Below are 21,007 nucleotides of genomic sequence, written 5' to 3'. Positions count from 1 at the left end.
TGTGCCGATGAGGAGACGCGGCCCTACCGGCCCGCTGACGGGGGCGGACGTTCCGTCCAGGGCGGGGGACGGCCTGCCGGCGCGGGCCCCGGCTCCGGCGGGCGTGCCGACGAGGTCACGCCGGCCGTTCGGCGCGCGGGCGAGGGGACGCGTTCCCCGCGGGGCGCGAGCGCGGGCACGCGTGCCGTCCGGAGCGGCGACCGGCCCGCCGGAGGTGCCCCGCGCCCCGTTCCGGGCGGGGGCACCGGACGGGAGCGGCCGGTCGGCACGGGGCACACGGCGTCGGGCGGCGGCTCCGGCCGCGGCCCCGTGCTCCCGGCCCTGCCCGGCGGGCTGGTGCCCTGGGCCGGGAACATCGGCGCGGCCGACGCGGGCGGCGGCGAAGGCGCCGGGCGGCTCGCCGCCGCCGGGGGCGACCGGACCGGCACGCCCGGGCCCCGCCCGGCCGGCCGATCCGTCCGGCCGTGGCCGGGCAGACCCGGGGGCGGCGTACCGGCCCCCGGGACGGCCGCCGCCGGGGGAGCGGCGTGAGCCGGGCGACCGTCGCCGCCGGCCGGGCGACGACGGCACCGGCACCCGTGTCCAAGGGCGTGCGCCGCATCGAGCTGGACGCGGCCGGCACGGTCCTGTCCGCCCTGCTGAGCGAACCCGCGCGCGGAGCGCCGCGGGCGACCGTCGTCGCCGTTCACGGAGGCGGTCTGCGCGCGGGCTACTTCGACGGGCAGGCCCATCCGGACGTGTCCCTGCTGACGCTCGGGGCCCGGCTCGGCTGCTCCGTGCTCGCCGTCGACCGCCCCGGTTACGGCCGGTCGGCGGCCCAGCTGCCCGCCGGGCTGCCGCTGGCCACGCAGTCCGTACTGCTGCGGGCGGCCCTCGACGACTTCACGGCCCGTCACCCGGCCGGCGCGGGACTGTTTCTGCTCGGCCACTCCTTCGGCGGAAAACTCGTCCTGCGGGCCGCCGCCGACGGACTCGGGGTACTCGGCCTGGACGTCTCCGGGTGCGGTCACCGCCCCGCCGTACCGCTCACCCCTGCGCGGGCGCACCACGGGGCCCCGGCATGGACCCGGTACTGGGGGCCGCTCGGCCTCTACCCCCCGGGCACGTTCAGGGCGTGCGAGGCACTGACGGCGCCGGTGCCCTCCCAGGAGGCGGCCGAACTCCCGCACTGGCCCCGCTACTTCGACCGGATCGCGCCGCTCGTCAGAGTCCCGGTGCGGCTGACCTTCGCCGAGCACGAGCGCTGGTGGCGGCACGGCGCGCAGGACCTGACCGACCTGGCGGCCCGGTTCACCGGCTCCCCCCGCGTCCTGGTGGAGCGGCAGCCGGCCGCGGGCCACAACATCAGCCTGGGCTGGGCGGCCCGCCCCTACCACCTGCGCGCCCTGGCCTTCCTGGAGGACTGCGTGACCGGTTCCGCACCGCGCTGACTGCCGTACCGCACACCGTCGTACCGCCCGCAGACACCCGAGCCCGCCCCACCGGAAGGGAACGCCATGTCCACCACCTCCGCCCCCGCCTCCACCTCCCTGACCGAGGAACTGCGGGAGCTGCGCGGCCAGGTGCGGCTGCTCACCGACCGCGCCGAACTGACCGCCCTGGCCGACCGCTACCTCGCCCACCTCGACCACGACCGGGACCGCGACGACTGGTTCGGCTCGGTGTTCACCGAGGACGCCCACCTGGTCTTCCCGATGGGCGAGTACCAGGGGAGCGCCGGACTCGCCCGGTTCCAGCAGCTGGCCCGCACCACCTTCGAGCGGACCCACCACCAGGGAACCAACTACGCCGTCGACATCGACGGTGACCGCGCCCTCATCCGGGCCCACCTCACGGCCGTCCACGTCGAACGGGCCGCGGAACCCGGTGCGCACTTCGACATCGGCGGCCACTACGAGGCCGAGGCCGTACGCACCCCGGACGGCTGGCGGCTGCGCCGCTTCGTCTTCGGCCTCGTCTGGCACGCGGGCAGTGGTCCGCTGACCAGGGCCGGCCACTGACCGCTCCACCCCACCGCCCCGGGGCACCGCCGGCGGTCCCCTCACCCGGGACCCCACCGGCCGCCACCCCGGCCGCTCCACCCCGGCCGGCCGCCACCGCGGCCGTGCCCGGCCGCTCTGCGAAAACCTGACGCGAGTTCACCAAAACCTGACACAGGACCGCCTTGAACGGGCCACCCGCAGCGAAGAGGCTTCAGGTGGGACCCGTCGGGTGCGTCCCGGTCCGCTCATCCGGTACTCAGGAGGAAGTTCGTCATGCCGTCAGACACCTCCCGGCTCCCCGCACCCGCCCGCATCCTGAACCTGCTCGCCGGCGGCTGGCTCGCCCAGGCCGTGAGCGCGGTCGCCGAGCTGGGCGTCGCCGACGCGCTGGCCGACGGCCCGCGCTCCGTCCACGACCTGGCCGCCGCCACCGGGACGCACGCGCCCAGCCTCCACCGGCTGCTGCGGACCGCTGCCGACGCCGGCCTCCTCGAAGAGCTCGACGACCAGGCCTTCGCCCTGACAGAGCTGGGGCAGGCGCTGCGCGAGGACAGCCCCGGCTCCCTGCGCAACTTCGCGATCTGGACCGGGCTGCCCGCCGAACGCCACGCCTGGACGGGGCTGGCCGACGCCGTGCGCACCGGCCGCACCGCCTTCCCCGACGTGCACGGCACGTCGGTCTGGGACTACCTCGGCGAGCACCCCGACATCCTCACCGTGTTCGACAAGGCCATGACCGAGGCGTCCCGGGGGATCATCGCCCCCGTCGTGGCGGCCTACGACTTCGGCGCCTTCCGTACCGTGGTCGACGTCGGCGGCGGCCGGGGCGCGCTCCTGGCCGCCGTCCTCGACGCCAACCCGGGGGTGAGCGGCACCCTCTACGACCGGCCCGAGGTCGTGTCCCAGGCCGAGGACACCCTGCGGGCCGCCGGAGTGCGCGACCGGGTACGGCTGGTCGGCGGCGACTTCTTCGACACGGTGCCCGGCGGCGGCGACGCCTACGTCCTGTCCAACATCATCCACGACTGGGACGACGAACTCTCCCGGCGCATCCTGCGCAACTGCCGTACCGCGCTCGGCGACGACGGCCGGGTGCTGCTGGTCGAGGCCGTCCTGCTGGAACGGCCCCGTCCGACCCCCACGGTCTCCCTGATGGACCTCGACATGCTGCTCGTCGCCGGCGGGAAGCAGCGCACCGCGGGCGAGTTCGAGGTCCTGCTGGAGAAGTCGGGCCTGCGGCTGACGCGGATCGTCCCCGGCGGCCACTGCAGCGTGGTGGAGGCCGTACCGGCGTAGCACACGCGCACCGGCGGCCGGCGCACGCTCCCGGCCGCTGACCCGGCACCACGTCCCTGACCCGTCCAGCGAAAGAGGTACGCACCAGCCATGCCAGAACGGCTCGCACGCAAACTGTGGTTCGGATACGGCCCCGGCTCGACCCTCGCCGAGGCCGACGAGATCGTGCGCGGGGTGGAGCACGCCGACCGCGCCGGACTCGACTTCTTCGCCGTGTCCGACCACCCCTACTACGGCAGCCGGCTGGAAGCGTACGCCGCCCTGGGACTGCTCCTCGGCCGCACCCGCGCCATCACGGGTGTCGTCACCGTCACCAATCTGCCGACCCGGCCGGTACCCCTGCTGGCGCGCACGCTCAGCACGCTCTCCGCGCTCGCCCAGGGCCGTGTCGTCCTCGGCATCGGAGCCGGCGGTTACTGGGACGACATCGTGAGGTTCGGTGTGCCCCGGCTGGAACCGGCCGCCGCCGTGCGCGCCCTGGAGGAGGCCATCGGCCTGGTCAGGTCGCTGTCCGGCGGCGGCGCGCCCGTCACCGTCGAGGGCGAGTTCACCCGGGTGGAGGCGCTCGACCCGGCCCCCGTGCCGGCTCCGCCGGTGTGGACCGGCTCGGTCGGGCCCAAGTCGCTGGCCGTCACCGGCCGCCGGGCCGACGGCTGGATACCCGGCAACGCGGCCGACTGGCACAGCCCCCGCTACCAGGCCTCGCGGCGGATCGTCGAGGAGGCCGCCGTCGCCGCCGGCCGTGACCCGGCGGACATCGCCACCGTCTTCAACCTGCCGGTCCGCATCACCGACCGGCCCGTCGACGCGCCACGGGACGAGAGCGGACGGTGGACCGGCGGCTCCGTCCAGCAGTGGATCGACGAACTGACCGAAGCGGTGCTGGAGCACGGGGCCTCCGGTTTCGTGTTCTTCGCGGCGGGCGATCCCTCCCGCGCGAAGGGCCTGGAACGCTGGACGCAGGAGATCGTCCCGGCCGTACGCGAAGCCGTGGCCAAGGAACGGGGCTGACACACCCCTTACCGGACGGTCCATCCCGCCGCATCACCCGCCTCCCCGGCCGCCGCGCCCTCCTCGGGCGGCCACCGCGCCGTCCCGCCCGCACCAGCCCCCACGTCAGTCCCCACGTCACTCCCTCGACGTCCCCGCGTGAGCGCCATGTGACAGCCCCACGCGAGTCCCCCCACATGCGAGTCCCTGCACCGCGTGCGCCGCGGCACCGCTCGACCCGGGCGGCGCCGCAGGCGTGCGCCGCACGTCAGTACGTCCCAGAAAGGGCCTTGGATGTCCAGAAGCCGAACCGGTCCGAGCCACTTCGACCGGCTGCCCCTCCGCCCGGCGGCACTCGCGCTGCTCGCGCTGGCGCTCACCGCCACCGCCTGTTCCGGGGACGGCTCCGGCACCTCGGCCGGCGGGGCGGCCGGCGCACCGCGCGACGGCGGCACCCTGGTGGTCGGCGCGGAGGCCGACCCCGCCTGCCTCGACCCGCAGCAGACCGGGCAACTGGCCGCCGTGGACATCACCCGCTCCATGGTCGACACCCTCACCGACCAGGACCCCAGGACCGGCAGGATCGTGCCGTGGCTCGCCAAGTCCTGGAAGCGGAGCACCGACGGCCGCGACTTCACCTTCGTCCTGCGCGACGGCGCCACCTTCAGCGACGGCGCGCCCGTCGACGCCAAGGCCGTGAAGCTCACCTTCGACAACCTGATCAAACAGCCCGCCAACGGCGCCCCCGCCTACCTACGCGGCTACCAGGGCACCACCGTCAGGGACGCGCACACCTTCACCGTCCGGTTCGACGCGCCCAACGCGCAGTTCCTGCAAGCCAGCTCGGGCGTCGGTCTGGGCATCCTGTCACCGGCCACCTTCGAGAAGTCCAACGCCCAGCGCTGCCGCGGCCAGTTCCACGGCTCCGGCCCGTACGTACTGGACCACTACACCGCCAACCAGGAAGTCGTCCTCAAACGGCGCAAGGACTACGCCTGGCCGTCCTCGCTGGACGACAACCGGGGCGCGGGCCACCTCGAGGAGGTGAAGTTCACCTTCGTCTCCGAGGCGGGCGCCCGCACCAGCGCCCTCAGCTCCGGACAGGTCCAGGTCGCCAAGAGCGTCCAGCCCACCGACCAGGCGCAGTTCCAGGGCAACGGCTTCCACCTGCTGTCCAAGCCCGCCCCCGGACTGGTGCCCCCGCTCTCCCTGAACCACGTCGGCGCCCTCGCCGACGAGAAGGTGCGCAAGGCGCTGCTGGTGGGCATCGACCGCGAGCAGCTCGTCGACACCGTCTTCAACTCCTCGTACAAACCCGCCACCAGCATCCTGGCCTCCACCACCCCCTACTACACCGACGACAGCGACAAGCTGGGCTACGACCCGGACGGCGCCGCGCGGTTGCTGGACGAGGCGGGATGGAAGAAGGGCGAGGGCGGCATCCGGGCCAGGAACGGCAAGCGGCTCACCCTGACCTGGCTGATCCCCGCCCCGATGCCGCCGGTGGACGAGTACGTCCAGCAGCAGCTGCGCAAGCTGGGCGTGGAGGTCAGGCTCAAGGCCGTCCAGCCCGCCGCCTACGTCGAGCAGCAGCAGAAGGGGCAGTTCGACATCACCGCGGTCGCCGTGACCCGGGCCGACCCCGACGTGCTGCGCAACATCTTCTACTCCAAGGGCTCCAACCTCTGGCACCTGCCGGCGAGCCGGCTCGACACCTACCTGGAGCAGCAGGCGTCCGCGACCGACGACAAGGCCCGCCGCGAGGCCGTCACCAGGGCCACCGACTGGATCCTCGACCACGCGGACACCGTCCCGCTGTACGAGGGCTCCCTGGTGCACGGCGTGTCCGACCAGGTGCACGGGCTGACCCTGGACGCGTCGACCCGGCTGAACCTCCACGACGCGTGGCTCGGGTGATGCCGGTGCGAGCCCCACACAAGGCCGGCACCGGACCGGGCGGTGCGCCATGACCCCCGCGCGGTACCTGGCGGGACGTGTGCTGCGCGCGGTGTTCGTCGTCTGGGCGGCGTTCACCCTCGCCTTCGCCGCCCTGCGGCTGCTGCCGGGCGACCCCGTCGCGCTCATGCTGAGCGGACGCGGCGGGTTCGACACCCTCAGCCCGCGGGACATCGCCCGGGCCAAGGCCGAACTCGGCCTGGACCGGCCGCTTCCGGTGCAGTACGGCCACGCTCTCCTGGACGCCCTCCACGGTGACCTCGGCGCGTCGCTGCAGACCGGGCAGCCCGTCACCCGCATGATCGCCGACGCGTTGCCGTCCACGCTGGCACTCGGCGGCACCGCCCTGGCGCTCGCGTTGACGGCCGGGTCCGCGCTGGCGGTCTCCGCCCACCTCGCCGTCTCCCCGGCGGTACGGCAACTGCTGCGCTCCCTCCCCGCGTTCGCCGTCTCGCTGCCGTCGTTCGCGGTCGGACTGCTGCTGATCCAGCTGCTGTCGGTCAGATGGCACCTCTTCCCGTCGCTGGGCGGCACCGGGGTGGCCGGACTCGTCCTGCCCGCCTGCACCCTGGCCATCCCGGGGGCGGCGCTGGTGGCCCAGGTGCTCGGCAAGAGCCTGCACACCGTCCTGCGGGAGCCGTACGCCGACACGGTCCGCGCCACCGGCGCGGGCCGGGCCCGGCTGCTCCTCGGGCACGGGCTGCGCAACGCGGCCATCCCGGCGGTGACAGTCGTCGGCCTCCTGGTGGGCTACCTCATCGGCGGTGCGGTCGTGGTGGAGACCGTCTTCTCCCGGCCCGGCATGGGCCGGATCACCCAGGCCGCCGTCGCCACCCAGGACCTGCCCGTCGTCCAGGGGGTGGTCGTCCTCGCGTCGTTCGTCTTCGCCGTGGTGAACCTCGGCGTCGACCTGCTGTACCCGGTCCTGGACCCGCGGATCAGGGCGACCGGCCGGCTGGTGACGTCATGAGCGGCCACGGTACGGCCCCCGGCGCCGTGGCCGACCGGACCCCGGCCGATGACGCGCCGGTGTCGTCCGGTTTCGGTGCCGTGGCCGGCCGCCGCCTGCGGGGCGTGCGCGGCGCCACGCTCCGGCACGTGCCGCGCTCGCCCGGCGCGGTCCTGTCCGTCCTGGTGCTCCTGCTGGTGCTGGGCTGGGCGGTCGCCCCCGAGTGGTTCACCGGCCAGAGCCCCACCGCCGGGACACCGGCCGAGCGGTTCCGGCCGCCGAGCGGCGCACATCTCTTCGGCACCGACCAGCTCGGCCGGGACGTGTACGCCCGGGTGGTGCACGGGGCGTCCCTGTCGCTGCGGGCGACGGTCGTCGCCATCGCCGTGGCCCTGGTCGTCGGCATCCTGCTGGGCCTGGCCGCCGGATCCTTCGGCCGGTGGGCGGACGCGGTGATCATGCGGCTGGTCGAGGTGATGCTCTCGGTGCCGCCGGTCCTGCTCTCGCTGACCATCGTCGCCGCCATCGGTTTCGGCACCGTCCAGGTGGCCGTCGCCGTCGGTGTCACGAGCGTCGCCGCGTTCGCCCGCGTGATGCGGGCCGAGGTGCTGCGGGTGCGCACGGCCGGCTATGTCGAGGCCACGATGCTGCTCGGCTCCCGCTGGTGGCGCGTGCTGTTCCGCTACGTCCTGCCCGCCGCCGTCGGCCCCGTACTGGCCCTCGCCGCGCTGGACTTCGGGCTGGTCGTGCTGGCCATCGCCAGCCTCAGCTTCCTCGGCTACGGGGAGCCGCCGCCCGCCCCGGAGTGGGGCGCCCTGGTCGCCGACGGCCGCAACTACCTCGCCACGGCGTGGTGGCTGACGACGCTGCCCAGCCTGGTCGTGACCGCCGTGGTCCTCGCCGCGAACCGGCTGTCGAGGATCCTGGAGACCCGAGGAGAACGCCCATGACCTCCGCACCGGCCGGGACGACCCGTCCCGAGGCCGTGTCGCAGGACACCCCGGTGCTGCGGATCACGGACCTGCGGGTCGGCTACCGTACGGCGGCCGGGACCCGGACCGCCGTCGACGGCCTCGACCTGACGGCGGCGCCGGGCCGGATCACGGCCGTCGTCGGCGAGTCCGGTTCCGGCAAGAGCACCACCGCGCACGCCGTGATCGGCCTGCTGCCCCCGGGAGGCCGGGTGGAGCACGGTTCCGTCCGCCTGGAGGGCGAGGAACTGACCGGGCTGAGCGAGCGGGCGTGGCGGGACGTACGCGGCCGGCGCATCGGCTTCGTGCCCCAGGACCCCGGCGTGTCGCTGGACCCGGTGAAGCCGGTCGGCCGGCAGGTCGCCGAAGTGCTGCGCGTCCATCACCTGGCCACCGGGCGGGGCGCCGCGCAACGGGCCGTCGACCTCCTCGCCGCGGCGGGACTGCCCGACCCCGCCCGGCGGTCCCGCCAGTACCCGCACGAACTGTCCGGCGGCATGCGCCAGCGCGTGCTGATCGCGATGGCGACCGCGGCCCGGCCCCGGCTGCTCGTCGCGGACGAACCGACCTCCGCCCTGGACGTGACGGTGCAGCGGCAGATCCTCGACCACCTGGAGGCACTCGCCGCGGACACCGGTACCGCCGTGCTGCTGATCACCCACGACCTGGGTGTGGTGGCCGACCGGGCCCAGCACGTCGTGGTGATGTCCCGGGCGAGGGTCGTGGAGGCCGGACCGACCCGGGAGGTGCTCGCCGACCCACGGCACCCGTACACGCGCCGGCTGCTCGCCGACGTCCCCCGTCTCACCCCCCGCGCCCGCCCGGCCACCCCGCCGGCGCCACCCGCCGAGGCGACGTCCCTGCCCCGGCCGTCACCGGGACCGGCCCCCGGGTCCCGGCCGGCCCCCCTGTCCGGATCGGCACCACCGGTCCCCGGACCCGGCCCGGCGTCCGCGGCCGGCCCGTCCGGCGACGCGCCGGACCCCGGCGTGCTGCTGCGGGTGCGCGGTCTCACCCTCTCCTTCCCGTTGCGCGGCCCCGGCCCCCGGCGCCGGCACCTCGCCGTCGACGGAGTCGGCTTCGACATCCCGCGCGGCCGCACCCTCGGCCTGGTCGGGGAGTCCGGCTCCGGCAAGTCCACCACCGCCCGCCTGGTGCTCGGCCTGGAACGGCCCGAGGCAGGCACCGTGGAGCTGGACGGCGTCGACGTCACCGCGGTACGCGGCGCGGCCCGGCGCCGCCTGCACCGCCGCGTCCAGCTCGTCCACCAGAACCCGTACGCCTCCCTCAACCCCCGCTTCACCGTCGAGGAACTGCTCACCGAGCCGCTGCGCAACCACCGCGTCGGCGACCGCGCGCAACGCGCCGCGACCGTACGGCGGCTGCTGGACGACGTGGCGCTGCCGGCGGACGTACTGCGGCGCAGGGCCGCGGAGCTCTCCGGCGGACAGCGCCAGCGGGTGGCCATCGCCCGCGCCCTCGCCCTCGGCCCGGACCTGCTGGTCTGCGACGAACCGGTCTCCGCGCTCGACGTGACCGTGCAGGCGAGGATCCTGGAACTCCTGCTCGGACTCCAGGAACGCCACGGGATGGCCTATCTGTTCATCTCCCACGACCTGGCCGTCGTCGGACAGGTCAGCGACCGCGTCGCGGTCCTGCGCGCAGGACACGTCGTCGAGGAAGGCGCCACCGACCAGGTCCTGCGCACACCCCGGCACCCCTACACCCGCGAACTGCTGGCCGCCGTACCCGGACGGCGGAACCCGCACACTCCGCACGATCCGGACACCCCGGACGTCCCGGAGGAGGAGCCGGGGGAGACGCCGGGGGAAGCCGCCGCCCGCACCCCGCACCGCCACGACCGTCCCACGGAGGACACCCCATGGAGCTAGGCCTCATCACCTTCGGCAGCCTGCTGCCCGACCCGGTCACCGGGACCGTCCTCACCCAGCGGGAACGGCTGCGGGACGTCGTCCGGGCGGCGGCCGAGGCGGAGCGGTTCGGCTTCTCCTGGTACACCCTCGGAGAGCACCACTTCGGGGAGCGGGACGTCATCCCCTCCCCGGCGCTGGTCCTGGCCGCGATCGCCGAACACACCTCCACCATCCGGCTGGCCACCGGCACCACCCTGGTCGCCAACCGCGACCCGGTACTCGTCGCGGAGGACTACGCGCTGCTGGACCTGCTGTCCGACGGGCGTCTCGAGATGGTCGTCGGCGGTTCCTTCTTCCCCGAGCCGTACGCCGTCTTCGGCCAGGCACCCGAGTCCAAGGCGGCCCGCAAACGCGAGAACACCGAACTGCTGCTGCGGCTGTGGACCGAGGAGCGGGTGACCTGGCAGGGGCGGTTCCGTCCGCCCCTGGACAACGTGCTGGTACAGCCGCGCCCCCTGCAGCCCCGGCCGCCGTTCTGGATCAGCGGGGGAGTGGGCTCGGAGTCGGTCGGGCTGGCCGTCGACCACGGGCTGCCCCTGGTGGTCGGCACGACGGCGCGCCGCCCCGACGTCTTCGTCCCGGTGTTCGACTCCTACCGCGCGCTCTGGAAGGAGCGGCGGACCGGGCCCACGGGCCGGCTGGGCGCCGCCAGCCACGTGTTCGTCGCCGAGACCTCGCAGGAGGCCCGCGCCCGCTGGGCCCCCTACATCGAGACGTATCTGACGGTGAGGAAACCCGGCGACGTCGGTCCCCCGGCCCCGCCGGACTTCGACACCTACGTCGGCCCCGACGGCCCCGCGATCTGCGGCAGCCCCGCCGAAGTGGTCGACCGGCTCGGGCGGTTGCAGGAGCTGTGGGGTCACGACCTGCACCTGCTCGCCATCGACGTCGGCGGCCTGCCGTACGCCGACGTCCAGGCGGCGACGGAACTCGTCGCCTCCGAGGTACTGCCCCAGGTGCGCACCCTGGGCCGGGACGACAGGGTGGCGGCCGGTGCTTGACGACGACGTCCGTGAACTCGCCCTGGCCCGGACCCTCGGCGTCTTCACCACGCTGATGCCGGACGGCGGACCGCAGACGAGCCTCGTGTGGCCGCACGCCGACCGCCGGCACATCCTCGTCGGCACCAACACCGCGCGGCAGAAGTACCGCAACGTGCTCGCCGACCCCCGCGTCAACATCCTGCTGCTCGACTCGGAGAACAGCCGCCGGTACATCGAGGTCCGGGCCCGGGTGGTGGACATCGAACCCGGCGAGGCCGCGCTGCGGCTGGCCCGCACCACCTTCGGCAAGTGGACGGGCAGCGACCGGGTGCGGCAGGCCGAGGGCGAACGGGTGCTGCTCCGGCTGGAACCCGACCGCGTCCACCGCAAGGAATGACCCCGGCCGCCCCGGACACGCACCGCGCCCCACCCGCCGACGGCTCCGCCACCGCCCTGATCCGAGAGGAAGCCCCCACATGACCGTTTCCCCCGCACCGCCCCCCGCACCGCCGTCCGCCGTCGTCGACGCCGGCTGGGTGCGGGAGCACCGCGGGCGGATCGTCCTGGCCGACGTCCGCTGGTACCTGGACGGCCGCGACGGACGCGAGGCCCACCTCGCGGGGCATCTGCCCGGCGCCGTGTGGGTCGACGTGGACACCGTGCTCTCCGCGCCGCCCAGCGAGTCGGGGGGACGCCATCCGCTGCCCGACGAGCGGGAGTTCGCCCGAGCGCTGGGCGCGCTGGGCATCGGCGACGACACGACGGTGGTCGCCTACGACGACAACGGCGGCGCCTACGCGGCACGGCTGGTCTGGCTGCTGCGCCGCACCGGAGGCGGGGCCGCCCTGCTGGACGGCGGTCTCCAGGCCTGGGACGGGGACCTGGAGACCGGGCCGGTCGCCCCCGCGCCGGCGAGCCGCACCCCGGTGGCCTGGCCCAAGGAACTCCTCCGGTCGGCCGACGAGGTCGAGGCGGCGCTCGCCGCGGGCACCGCCGTCGTCCTGGACGCCCGCGCCCCCGACCGGTACTCGGGCGCCACCGTGCTGCCCAGCGACGTGCGCTCCGGACACGTCCCCGGGGCCCGCAGCGCCCCCTGGGCCGCCAACCTCACCGACGAGGGCCGCTTCGCCCCGGCCGCGCGGCTGGCCGCGCACTACGCGGCCCTCGGCGTCACCCCTGGCACCGACGTCGTCGTGTACTGCGGCAGCGGCGTCACCGCCTGCCACGACCTGCTGGCGCTGGAACTGGCCGGCGTGCCCACCGCGGCCCTCTACCCAGGCTCGTGGTCCGCCTGGTCGGCGGACACCTCGCGCGCCGTGGCGACGGGCGAGGCGCCGCGGTAGCCGGCCGGTTCACCAGCCGGTGCCGAGCCGGGCCATCGGCTCGATCAGCTCCCGCTCCTCGTAGGCCAGATGGGACAGCAGCGCGTCGGTGAGGAGGTCCACCGCCGCGCGCAGTCCCCCCGGACGGACCGCCGCACCCGGCCCGCCCCCGATCCGGGCGACCAGCTCACGGTCGATGCGCTCGATCACCCCGTGGATGGCGTGGTGCTCCTCGGTCAGCCGGTCGAGCACCGGCGCGAGCCGAGGGTCTCCCCGCCGCAGGTGCGGGAAGAGATCCTCATCCTCCCGGGTGTGGTGCACGGTCGTGATCCGGCAGTACGAGGCGCAGTAGGCGCCCAGCGTCCAGGAGTTCTGCCGCAGGCTCAGTTCCTGGAGCCCCGACCGGGCGTCGCCGGGGTCCAGGGTCTCCGCCAGCACCTCGTCGACGATCTCACGCAGCCGCGCCAGGTCCGCGCGCAACTGGTCGTGGGCGGCGACCAGGTTCCCGGCCGGGGCCTGCCGGGCGCGCGAGTAGCGCCGCTGTGGATCCGGGGCGGGGCCGGTGGGCCGGTGCTCCTCGTCCCACAGTCGCTCGTCGCTCAGCCACTCGGCGGGCGCGGGCGTGGGTTCGACGAAGAGGGAGCCTCCGGCCGCCGCGCCGCCCGCCGCGGCCGGACGCTGCTGAGGGCGCGGGGTGACGGCCGGCCCGGAGGCGGCGGGCGCGCCGGACCCGACGGACGCGACGGACCGCGCGACGGACGCCACGGACCGTGTGGCGGCCCCGGCGGGCCGCTCGCGTGCCGCGGCGACCAGTGCGCGGGTGGCCGGGGCGACCTCCTCGCCGAAGACCCGCAGCAGCTCCGGGTGGTGCGCGGGCAGCAGATAGGCGCTGGTGCCCACGTCGACGGTGAGCGCGGCCAGCTGCTCGGGCCAGTCGCGCGGACCGCCCCGGGGGAAGCCGCCCGCCGCTCCGGGCGAGAGGTTGTACAGCCGTCGTACGGCCGACGGCTCCCGCCCCGCGGCCGCGGCCCCCTCGTCGACGAGCCGCTGGCCCGCGGCGAGGCGGGCCGGCGGCACGTGCGGCACGCTGGGCAGCCAGCCGTCCGCCAGCTCGCCCGTCAGCCGCAGCATCCGGGGGCCCACCGCGCCGATCCACACGGAGATGGCGTGGGCGGGCGCCGGCCCGGCGGCGGCCCCGTCGAGCGCGTAGTGCTTGCCGTCGCTGCGTACCCGCCCACGGCCCGACCACAGGGCGCGCAGCACCCCGACGGCCTCCCGGGTGGCGGCCAGGGCCTCACCCGGAGTGCGCCGAGGACCGCCCTCGGCGGCGATGTCGTCCCAGTACGCCCCCGCGCCCAGCCCGAGTTCGACCCGGCCGCCGCTGAGCAGGTCCAGGCTCGCGGCGGCGCGGGCCAGGGCGGCGGGGGGCCGCAGGGGGAGGTTGGCGACATTGGGGAGGACCCGGACGCGGGAGGTGACGGCGGCCATGCTCGCCAGCACCGTCCACGCGTCCAGGAACTCCGGCCGGTAGGGGTGGTCCGGCACGCTCACCAGGTCCAGCCCGGCCCGCTCCGCCGACCGGGCCGACGCCACGGCGTCGTGCGGCTGTCCGGAGGAAGGCACCAGTACGGCGCCGAAGAGCAGGTCGTGCCCGTAGTCGGTCATGCGCGTGTCCCGTCCTCAGCTCGCGGCGGGGCCGCTGGTCTCGGGCCGGGGCCCCGGCGCGGCCGCCTTCGCCGGGGTGCGCCACAGTGTGCCCGGCCCGGAGAGCGCGGCCAGCGTGGCCACACCCAGGGCGATCGCGGACATCACGAAGGCGGTGGTGTAGCCGGACTCCGCGGGCAGGCCGCTGCCGGCGAGGGTGTGGGAGGCCACCAGCGAGGCGGACACCTGCGCGCCCAGCGATCCGCCGATGGTGCGCATGATCGTGTTGATGCCGGTCGCCTCGCCGGTCTGCCGGGGGTCGACCGCGGCGACGACGAGGTTGGCGAGCGCCGCGAAGGCGAAGCCCACGCCGATGCCCAGGATGCCCGAACCGACGTACAGCGCCCACTCGGTGTCATGGGCCCCGGCGTACACGGCGAAGCCGACGACGCCGATCAGGCAGGCGAGGACGAGGGGCAGCTTGAAGCCGACGGCGGCACCGATCCGGCCCGCGAGCGGACTGGCGACCAGCATGGTGGCCGCCATGGGCACCATGAACAGTCCGGCTCCGGTGACCGAGGCGCCGAACCCGTAGCCGGCCTGCGGAGGGGTCTGGGCCAGCAGCGGCACCAGGGTGAACGCGCCGTACATCCCGAAACCGATGATGAGCGCGGTGACATGGGAGGCGGCGACCGCCGGACGGCGCAGCAACTCCATGTCGATGAGCGGTTCGGACAGGCGCCGCTCCACCAGGGCGAACACCGTCAGGAGCAGCACCGCCGCCACGAACAGACCGATCACACCCGCGGACGCCCAGCCCCAGGACTTGCCCTCGCTGATGGCGAGCAGCAGGGCGACGACACCCGCGCTGAGCAGGACGACACCGGTCCAGTCGATCCGGCCGGGGGAGCGGACGGGCGACTCCTCGACGAAGGTGACGACGGCGAGGACGCCCAGGACGATCACGACGAGGCCCAGCCAGAAGATCCAGTGCCAGTCCAGGGCGTCGACGATCGGGCCGGGAATGACGAGCCCGACGCCGAATCCGATCCCGAACGTCGAGCTGATGAGCCCGATGGCCACGGGCACGCGTTCGCGCGGGAACTGGTCGCGGACGATGCCGAACGCGAGGGGGAACGCGGCGGAGCCGACCCCCTGCACGGCGCGGGCGGCGATGAGCAGCCCGATCGAGTCCGACAGGGCAGCCAGCAGCGTCCCGACGGCGAACACGGTGAGGCTGGCGACGAGCACGCGCCGCTTGCCGAACATGTCGCCGACCCGGCCGAGCAGCGCGGTGGCCACCGAGGCCGTGAGGAGGAAGGCGCTGAGCACCCAGGAGACCACGGTGGTGCTCACGTCGAACTCCCGTCGCAGGTCCGGGAGTGCGGGCACGACCATCGTCTGCATCAGGGAGAAGGAGAGCACGGCGATCAGCAGGGCGGTGAACGGGGCCGCGACGCCCCGCCGCGCCTCCGCGGCCGGCGGGTGGGCCGGGGTGGTCGTCGGATCGGTCATGGAAAGGTCCTCCGCTCTGATCGGCGGGTGCGTGGGCGCGGGCGGCACCACACGCCGAGCACCGGCACTCGCGAAATCGTGTCGTGTCGTAATGATTACATCGCGACATGCTTACGTCCAGTCGCTTTCCGTGGTTATGCTGCGCTCCATGAACGACGCCTCGGACTGCGGAGGGCAGACCCCCCGGCCGGACACGGAGATCCGCCCGCCGAGCCTGCTCGCGCTGCCCTCCTACCTGGTCAGCCATGTCGCCCGGCTCGGCCACGACGTACTGATCGCCGCGGTCGCGGAGCACGGCCTGAGGCTCCCCCACTTCGCCGCGCTCACGGCGCTCGCCGACTTCGGCCCGCTCCCGCAGCACGTCCTCGCCGACCGGCTCGCCCTCAACCGCAGCCACCTGGTCGGCTACCTCGACACCCTGGAGCAGCGGGACCTGGTCCGGCGCACCCGCGACCCCGCCGACCGCCGGCGCCAGGTCGTCGAACTCACCCCCGGGGGCGAGGACCTGCAGCGCCGGCTGCTGGTCGTGGCCGAACGCTCCCAGGAGGCCTTCCTGCACGACCTGTCCCCGGCCGAGCGCGCCACCCTGATCGCCCTGCTGCGCAAGGTCCTGGTCACCGAGGACCACAGCGCGCGGACAGGAGGCTGAACCCGCCTGCCGCACGCCGCCCGCCCCTCGGGGGGCGTGCCGTCCACCCCTCCCGGGAACCGGATCGATCGCGACACGTTCCCGCAGCACGGCCTTCACGCGAGTCCGCCAGAATCGGGGGCGACTCCCCGTCCTGAACGAGAGGTCGTCGACCGATGGGCAATGGAACGCACTCCCTCGCCGGCAAAGTGGCCGTGGTCACCGGCGGGGCGGGAGGGATCGGCGTCGCCACCGTGGAGGCGCTCGCCACGGCCGGTGCCGACGTCGTACTCGCCGATGTCGCCGAGGCGCCGACCCGGGCCGCAGCCGAGGAACTGGCCGCCAAGGGCCTGTCGGTGGTCGGGCACACCGTCGACATCGCCTCGGAGGACAGCGTCAAGCGCCTGGTCGACTTCGCCGTGGACACCTTCGGCGGCATCGACGTACTGGACAACAACGCGGCCCTGACATCGGCGATCCGGCAGGACCGGGACGTGGTGTCGATGTCCGTGGAGCTGTGGGACGAAGTCCTCGCCGTCAATCTGCGCGGCCCCATGCTGCTGTGCAAGCACACCGTGCCGGTGATGATCGAGCGCGGTGGCGGCTCCATCATCAACATCACCAGTGGCCAGGGCCTGTCCGGGGACCGCGTGATGGTCGCCTACGGCAGCTCCAAGGGCGGACTGGTCGCGCTGACCCGCTTCGTGGCCGCCGCGTACGGCACGGACGGCATACGCTGCAACGCCGTCGCGCCCGGACTGGTCCGCACCCCGGCGCTGGAGGCGGACATGCCCGTGCCGGTGCAGCGGATGTTCCAGAGCGCGAACCTCATCCCGCGGCTGGGCACCCCGGACGACGTGGCCCACCTGGTGACCTTCCTGGCCTCGCCCGCCGCCTCCTTCATCACCGGGCAGGTGCTGTCCGTGGACGGCGGCTTCCTCTCCCACCTGCCCACGCTCTCGCCGCTGCCGCCGCGCTGAGGACGCGGCCCGGTGCGAGCGGCCCCCGCAGCGGGGCCGCTCGGCGAGGGGTTCCGCCGGGCGGGCCCGCTCACCCCACCCACGGTGCGATGCCCGCCTCGATCGACGGTCCGTCCGCCGCTCCGGCCCAGGCGTAGTAGCCGTCCGGCCGCACCAGGACCGCCTCCCGGGCGGCGTCGACGCCGTCCGCACGGCGGGCGAGGACCAGCCGCCCCCGCCGGCCGGCGGTGTCGGGCCCGGCCGGGGCGCCGGACTCCCCGTCAGGCGGCAGGACCAGGACGAACCGCCCTTCCCGCAGCGCCTCGTAGAGCCGGCCGCCCTCCAGCTCCAGGTCCGGCGCCCGTCTGCCCACCAGCGGGTGCGCCCCGCGCGCGGCCGGGTAGGAGTGGCCGATTCCGGTGATCTCCCCGACCGCCTGCCGCGTCACCGGCCGCACATGGGTGACCACCAGCTTCCGTACCGTGCGCAGCGCGATCTCCAGCGGATTGTGCGCCATGGCCAGCCGAAGGTTGAGGCCACTGCTGCGCAGCACCGCCCGGCCGATCGGGTGGCGCTCACTGTGGTAGGTGTCCAGCAGCGCGTCGGAGGCCCAGCCACCGAGCACCGCCGCCAGCTTCCAGCCGAGGTTCACGGCGTCCTGGAGGCCGGTGTTCATCCCCTGCCCCCCGGCCGGCGAGTGCTGGTGGGCGGAGTCGCCGGCCAGCAGCACGCGGCCCACCCGGTACCGGGGCACCTGGCGCTCGTCGCTGTGGAAGCGCGAGATCCAGCGCGGGTCGTGCATGCCGAAGTCGGAGCCGAAGGCACGCTCGATCAGGGAGCGCAGCTCCTCGAACGCGACCGGGGAGTCGTCGGGTTCCCCCCGGTGGGCCCGGTCCCAGCCGCCGACGCGCCAGTAGCCGTCGCCGAACGGGGCGATGAAGCCGAAGGCGTCGCCCGTACCGTGCACCTGCACCACCAGGCTGGGCCGCTCGGTGAACTTGACGTCGGCGAGTGCCACCGACCGGATCACCACCTTGCCGGGGAAGGGGAGCCCGAGGGCCTGGCGCACCGCGCTGCGCGTTCCGTCCGCGCCGACCAGATAGCGGGCCCGCAGAGCCGTCCCGCCCGCCGCGTCGCGCACCCGCACGGTGACACCCCCGTCGTCCTGGGAGAGACCGAGGACCTCGGTCCCGTAGCGGATGACCGCACCGTTCTCCAGGGCCCGGCGCAGCAGCAGCTTCTCCACCTCGTACTGCGGAGTGACCAGCAGGAAGGGGAAACGGGAGGGCAGCGCGCCGATGTCGAACGGTATCGCTCCGAACAGCCGCAGCTCGCGGATGACCTGCCCGGTGGCGACGAGTTCGTCGGCGAGACCGCGGGCGTCGAGGAGTTCCAGGGTACGGGCGTGGACACCGAAGGCCCGGGTCAGGTTGCTGATGCCTTCCGGGCGCTTCTCGACCACCACCACGTCCACGCCGGCCGCGGCCAGGTCTCCGGCGAGGAGGAGACCGGTGGGACCGGCCCCGGCCACCACGACCGAGTGCGGGCCGGGAGGCGTCGTCCCGGGGCCGTCGACGGCGGAGGACTGAGAGGTGTGCGACATCCGCAACTCGCTTCCTGTGAGAGGGAATCGGGTTCCTGCCCTGGGCCGCCGGCGCCGGAGGAGCGGACGTACCGGCCTCCGGCCGTGTCCATCCTGCACCGCGCGTGTGAAGCCGGTACTGCGGCAGCGTGACGGACCGGTCGCCGCGCCGATCCCGTCGCGGCCGCACGGTGCGTTCGGCGCGGCCCGCGCATTCACCCCGCGGCCCGCGGAGGCTCTCCACGGCCGGCCGGCGACAAACCCGTGGGCACGTCAGAACGCCGCGCACAACCACAGATCGATGACCATGTAATGCACCTTCATGAACCCGCAACGATGTATTTACGACAGAAGTCTTTGAATGGACTACAAGCGACCGATAAATTTTCGAGCGCAGGTTCGACATCCACGCTGACCGGATGAGCCGGGGGAGGCCATGGGTCCATACTCATCAGCGGTGAAGCCGGAGAACCATCCGCCCATCGAGCGCGTCGCACGCGGACCGCAGACCGTGCTGGAGGACATGCCGGGGCCGGCACGGACGGTGCCCGCACCCGCGGCCGGCTGGCAGATCCTCCTGGTGGAGAGCGACTCCGCCGACGCCGAGTCCCTGGCGGCAGGACTGCGCAGACACGGACACGAGGTCACCCACGTGGCCCTCGGCGTCGCCGCCCTCGAAGCCCACGAGGACGCGGACCTGATCCTCCTCGACCTGGAGCTCCCGGATCTCGACGGACTGGAGGTGTGCAAGAGCATTCGCTCCGTCAGCTGTGTGCCGCTGCTCGTCGTCACCGGCCGCGGATCCGAACTCGACCGTGTGTTAGGGCTTCAGGCCGGCGCGGACGACTACCTCGTCAAGCCGTACGGATTCCGCGAACTGATGGCACGCATCGAGGCCGTCATGCGCCGCACCCGGTCCTCGCGCACCGTCGACCGGGAAATCACGCACGGCCCCCTGCACATCGACGTGAATGCGCGTCAGGTCAGCCTGGCCGGCCGTGGTGTGGGGCTGACCCGAAAGGAATTCGACCTCCTCTGCATTCTCGCCTCGCACCCCGACACCGTGATTCCCAGGAAACGGCTGTTGCAGCAGGTGTGGGGCGATTCCTGGTCCAGGAGAACCGTCGACACGCACGTCAGCAGCCTGCGCACCAAGCTCGGGGACAGCGACTGGATCATCACGGTCCGGGGCGTGGGCTTCAAACTGGGCACCGGCTGCTCCGTGTGACGTGCCGGCGCCCGGGGCCGCGGCGCACCACCCGGTTCGCCGCCGTCTTCTGCAACAGCCCGTAGGCGAGGACCGGCAGGAGCAGGTGGGGCTTGTCGGGCAGCGTGGTGGTGATCAGGACGGCACTCGCGCTGCTGTTGTTCATGCCGCAGGCCAGCGTGAGGGACGACGCCGCCGGGGCGTCCAGCTTCAGCAGGCGTGCGGCGCCGTGGCCGAGGGCGAAGGACAGCAGGCAGACCAGCGTGGCCACGGTCAACGCGGCGGCGAGCAGCAGCGGTCGCGGGCGTGCGAGAAAGGAACCGAGGGCGCCACTGGCATTGACGTAGGTCAGGAGGAGGGAGCCGGCCAGGGCGGTCGGCACGACGGCGCCGAGCACCCGGCCGAGCAGCGGCGCGGGCAGTGCCAGGCGGCACAGGACGCCGGCCGCGCAGGGCAGGACGACGCCGAGCAGGGCGAAACCGCCGTGGGCGTCCTCGATCCGGCCGAGCGTGGACCCGTAGCCGCCGCCGAGCAACGGCAGCAGGGCGCCGATGACCAGGGGGGTGGTGAGGGGGCTGAGGAGGGTGGAGGCGAGGACGAGTCCGACCATGGTCGGCTGGTCGCCGTCGCCCTTGCCGGTCCACACGGTGGCTCCGGCGGCGACGGGCATGGTCACGATCAGGATCATCGCGGTGACCAGGCCGCTGCCGCCGTCGGTGTCGGGGGTCCGGCGCAGCAGGAACGCGACGGCCGGGATGGCCAGCAACGGGATCGACAGGTGCAGGGCCAGCCCGGCCAGCAGGGCGACCGGGCGCCGCAGCAGGGTGCCCAGCGCGCTCAGGGGGACCTGGAGCCCGGCCGAGAGGAGCACCAGGGAGAGCAGGAACTGCGGGAGGGGTAACGGCAGGGCGCGTCCCCAGCCGAGCGGCAGCGCGTGGGTCCGGCGCAGCCACAGTCCGGGGCCCGGCAGGAGCAGTGCGGCGGCGTAGGCCAGGACGACCGCGCGGCCCAGCCGGTGCCGCAGCCAGCCCGTGGCCCGGTCGGCCGGTGAGGGGGCGGGAGTTCGGGTGTACAAGGCGACCCTCTTCC

18 protein-coding genes are annotated in these 21,007 nt (G+C 74.3%); 14 read left to right on the top strand and 4 right to left on the bottom strand.

Annotated elements, in window-relative coordinates:
* Positions 1–590: 590 nt before the first annotated feature.
* The 11 genes from LG395_RS34005 to LG395_RS33955 all read left to right on the top strand — a co-directional run bounded on the left by LG395_RS34005 (position 591) and on the right by LG395_RS33955 (position 12,404).
* The gene (locus tag LG395_RS34005) at positions 591–1,430 is read left to right on the top strand and encodes an alpha/beta hydrolase (RefSeq protein ID WP_225812490.1); all 840 of its coding nucleotides are present in this window, start codon (positions 591–593) and stop codon (positions 1,428–1,430) included.
* 66 nt (positions 1,431–1,496) lie between these two features.
* Positions 1,497–2,000, top strand: a complete 504-nt coding sequence (locus tag LG395_RS34000) for a nuclear transport factor 2 family protein (RefSeq protein ID WP_225812477.1) — start codon at positions 1,497–1,499, stop codon at positions 1,998–2,000.
* 255 nt (positions 2,001–2,255) lie between these two features.
* Positions 2,256–3,278 carry a methyltransferase gene (locus LG395_RS33995; RefSeq protein ID WP_225812476.1) on the top strand — a complete coding sequence of 341 codons (1,023 nt, stop codon included), beginning with the start codon at positions 2,256–2,258 and terminating at the stop codon, positions 3,276–3,278.
* Positions 3,279–3,368: 90 nt separating this feature from the next.
* Positions 3,369–4,289 carry an LLM class flavin-dependent oxidoreductase gene (locus tag LG395_RS33990; RefSeq protein ID WP_225812475.1) on the top strand — a complete coding sequence of 307 codons (921 nt, stop codon included), beginning with the start codon at positions 3,369–3,371 and terminating at the stop codon, positions 4,287–4,289.
* Positions 4,290–4,562: 273 nt separating this feature from the next.
* Positions 4,563–6,185, top strand: coding sequence for an ABC transporter substrate-binding protein (locus tag LG395_RS33985; protein ID WP_225812474.1), 1,623 nt, complete (start codon positions 4,563–4,565; stop codon positions 6,183–6,185).
* Positions 6,186–6,234: 49 nt separating this feature from the next.
* Entirely contained in the window at positions 6,235–7,194 is a 960-nt protein-coding gene (locus LG395_RS33980; protein ID WP_171159309.1) for an ABC transporter permease, read from the top strand.
* Positions 7,191–8,123, top strand: coding sequence for an ABC transporter permease (locus tag LG395_RS33975; RefSeq protein WP_225812473.1), 933 nt, complete (start codon positions 7,191–7,193; stop codon positions 8,121–8,123). Before LG395_RS33980 ends, LG395_RS33975 begins: the two co-directional genes overlap by 4 nt.
* Complete coding sequence (locus LG395_RS33970) at positions 8,120–10,036, top strand: dipeptide ABC transporter ATP-binding protein (protein ID WP_171159311.1); 1,917 nt, start codon at positions 8,120–8,122, stop codon at positions 10,034–10,036. Before LG395_RS33975 ends, LG395_RS33970 begins: the two co-directional genes overlap by 4 nt.
* On the top strand, positions 10,027–11,079 hold the full coding sequence (locus tag LG395_RS33965; protein WP_225812472.1) for an LLM class flavin-dependent oxidoreductase: 1,053 nt from the start codon (positions 10,027–10,029) through the stop codon (positions 11,077–11,079). The genes LG395_RS33970 and LG395_RS33965 overlap by 10 nt, the downstream gene beginning before the upstream one ends.
* Entirely contained in the window at positions 11,072–11,458 is a 387-nt protein-coding gene (locus LG395_RS33960; protein WP_171159313.1) for a TIGR03618 family F420-dependent PPOX class oxidoreductase, read from the top strand. Before LG395_RS33965 ends, LG395_RS33960 begins: the two co-directional genes overlap by 8 nt.
* A gap of 79 nt (positions 11,459–11,537) precedes the next feature.
* The gene (locus tag LG395_RS33955; RefSeq protein WP_225812471.1) at positions 11,538–12,404 is read left to right on the top strand and encodes a sulfurtransferase; all 867 of its coding nucleotides are present in this window, start codon (positions 11,538–11,540) and stop codon (positions 12,402–12,404) included.
* A 9-nt stretch (positions 12,405–12,413) separates the two neighbouring features.
* On the opposite strand, the gene LG395_RS33950 is transcribed toward LG395_RS33955, so the two are convergent.
* Both LG395_RS33950 and LG395_RS33945 read right to left on the bottom strand, forming a co-directional pair.
* Positions 12,414–14,048 carry an LLM class flavin-dependent oxidoreductase gene (locus tag LG395_RS33950; RefSeq protein ID WP_225812470.1) on the bottom strand — a complete coding sequence of 545 codons (1,635 nt, stop codon included), beginning with the start codon at positions 14,046–14,048 and terminating at the stop codon, positions 12,414–12,416.
* A 15-nt stretch (positions 14,049–14,063) separates the two neighbouring features.
* On the bottom strand, positions 14,064–15,542 hold the full coding sequence (locus tag LG395_RS33945) for an MFS transporter (RefSeq protein WP_225812468.1): 1,479 nt from the start codon (positions 15,540–15,542) through the stop codon (positions 14,064–14,066).
* Positions 15,543–15,690: 148 nt separating this feature from the next.
* Here LG395_RS33945 and LG395_RS33940 point away from each other — a divergent pair, with 148 nt between their 5' ends.
* Positions 15,691–16,191 (top strand): MarR family winged helix-turn-helix transcriptional regulator, encoded by a 501-nt coding sequence (locus tag LG395_RS33940; RefSeq protein WP_171159317.1) that lies wholly within the window; start codon positions 15,691–15,693, stop codon positions 16,189–16,191.
* Positions 16,192–16,346: 155 nt separating this feature from the next.
* The gene (locus LG395_RS33935; protein WP_171159318.1) at positions 16,347–17,150 is read left to right on the top strand and encodes an SDR family NAD(P)-dependent oxidoreductase; all 804 of its coding nucleotides are present in this window, start codon (positions 16,347–16,349) and stop codon (positions 17,148–17,150) included.
* A 70-nt stretch (positions 17,151–17,220) separates the two neighbouring features.
* On the opposite strand, the gene LG395_RS33930 is transcribed toward LG395_RS33935, so the two are convergent.
* A complete protein-coding gene (locus LG395_RS33930; RefSeq protein ID WP_171159319.1) occupies positions 17,221–18,732 on the bottom strand; it encodes an FAD-dependent oxidoreductase in 1,512 nt (503 codons plus the stop codon).
* Between the two features lie 502 nt (positions 18,733–19,234).
* On the opposite strand from LG395_RS33930, the gene LG395_RS33925 reads away from it, so the two are divergent.
* Entirely contained in the window at positions 19,235–19,939 is a 705-nt protein-coding gene (locus LG395_RS33925) for a response regulator transcription factor (protein ID WP_171160350.1), read from the top strand.
* Here the strand turns inward: LG395_RS33925 and LG395_RS33920 are convergent.
* Positions 19,911–20,993 carry a bile acid:sodium symporter family protein gene (locus LG395_RS33920; RefSeq protein ID WP_225812466.1) on the bottom strand — a complete coding sequence of 361 codons (1,083 nt, stop codon included), beginning with the start codon at positions 20,991–20,993 and terminating at the stop codon, positions 19,911–19,913. The genes LG395_RS33925 and LG395_RS33920 overlap by 29 nt on opposite strands.
* Between the last annotated feature and the right edge of the window lie 14 nt (positions 20,994–21,007).

The sequence above is a fragment of the Streptomyces spinosus genome (assembly GCF_020400655.1).
Classification (GTDB): domain Bacteria; phylum Actinomycetota; class Actinomycetes; order Streptomycetales; family Streptomycetaceae; genus Streptomyces; species Streptomyces argyrophylli.
This window is presented reverse-complemented; position numbering and strand designations above follow the sequence as displayed.

Bases quoted from the DNA above. Each gene is read 5' to 3' on its own strand.
- LG395_RS33945 (WP_225812468.1), bottom strand. From the start codon at position 15,542: ATGACCGATCCGACGACCACCCCGGCCCACCCGCCGGCCGCGGAGGCG.
- LG395_RS33955 (WP_225812471.1), top strand. From the start codon at position 11,538: ATGACCGTTTCCCCCGCACCGCCCCCCGCACCGCCGTCCGCCGTCGTC.
- LG395_RS33935 (WP_171159318.1), top strand. From the start codon at position 16,347: ATGGGCAATGGAACGCACTCCCTCGCCGGCAAAGTGGCCGTGGTCACC.
- LG395_RS33930 (WP_171159319.1), bottom strand. From the start codon at position 18,732: ATGTCGCACACCTCTCAGTCCTCCGCCGTCGACGGCCCCGGGACGACG.
- LG395_RS33950 (WP_225812470.1), bottom strand. From the start codon at position 14,048: ATGACCGACTACGGGCACGACCTGCTCTTCGGCGCCGTACTGGTGCCT.
- LG395_RS33965 (WP_225812472.1), top strand. From the start codon at position 10,027: ATGGAGCTAGGCCTCATCACCTTCGGCAGCCTGCTGCCCGACCCGGTC.
- LG395_RS33985 (WP_225812474.1), top strand. From the start codon at position 4,563: ATGTCCAGAAGCCGAACCGGTCCGAGCCACTTCGACCGGCTGCCCCTC.
- LG395_RS33940 (WP_171159317.1), top strand. From the start codon at position 15,691: ATGAACGACGCCTCGGACTGCGGAGGGCAGACCCCCCGGCCGGACACG.
- LG395_RS33990 (WP_225812475.1), top strand. From the start codon at position 3,369: ATGCCAGAACGGCTCGCACGCAAACTGTGGTTCGGATACGGCCCCGGC.
- LG395_RS34000 (WP_225812477.1), top strand. From the start codon at position 1,497: ATGTCCACCACCTCCGCCCCCGCCTCCACCTCCCTGACCGAGGAACTG.
- LG395_RS33995 (WP_225812476.1), top strand. From the start codon at position 2,256: ATGCCGTCAGACACCTCCCGGCTCCCCGCACCCGCCCGCATCCTGAAC.
- LG395_RS33970 (WP_171159311.1), top strand. From the start codon at position 8,120: ATGACCTCCGCACCGGCCGGGACGACCCGTCCCGAGGCCGTGTCGCAG.
- LG395_RS33975 (WP_225812473.1), top strand. From the start codon at position 7,191: ATGAGCGGCCACGGTACGGCCCCCGGCGCCGTGGCCGACCGGACCCCG.
- LG395_RS33980 (WP_171159309.1), top strand. From the start codon at position 6,235: ATGACCCCCGCGCGGTACCTGGCGGGACGTGTGCTGCGCGCGGTGTTC.
- LG395_RS33925 (WP_171160350.1), top strand. From the start codon at position 19,235: ATGCCGGGGCCGGCACGGACGGTGCCCGCACCCGCGGCCGGCTGGCAG.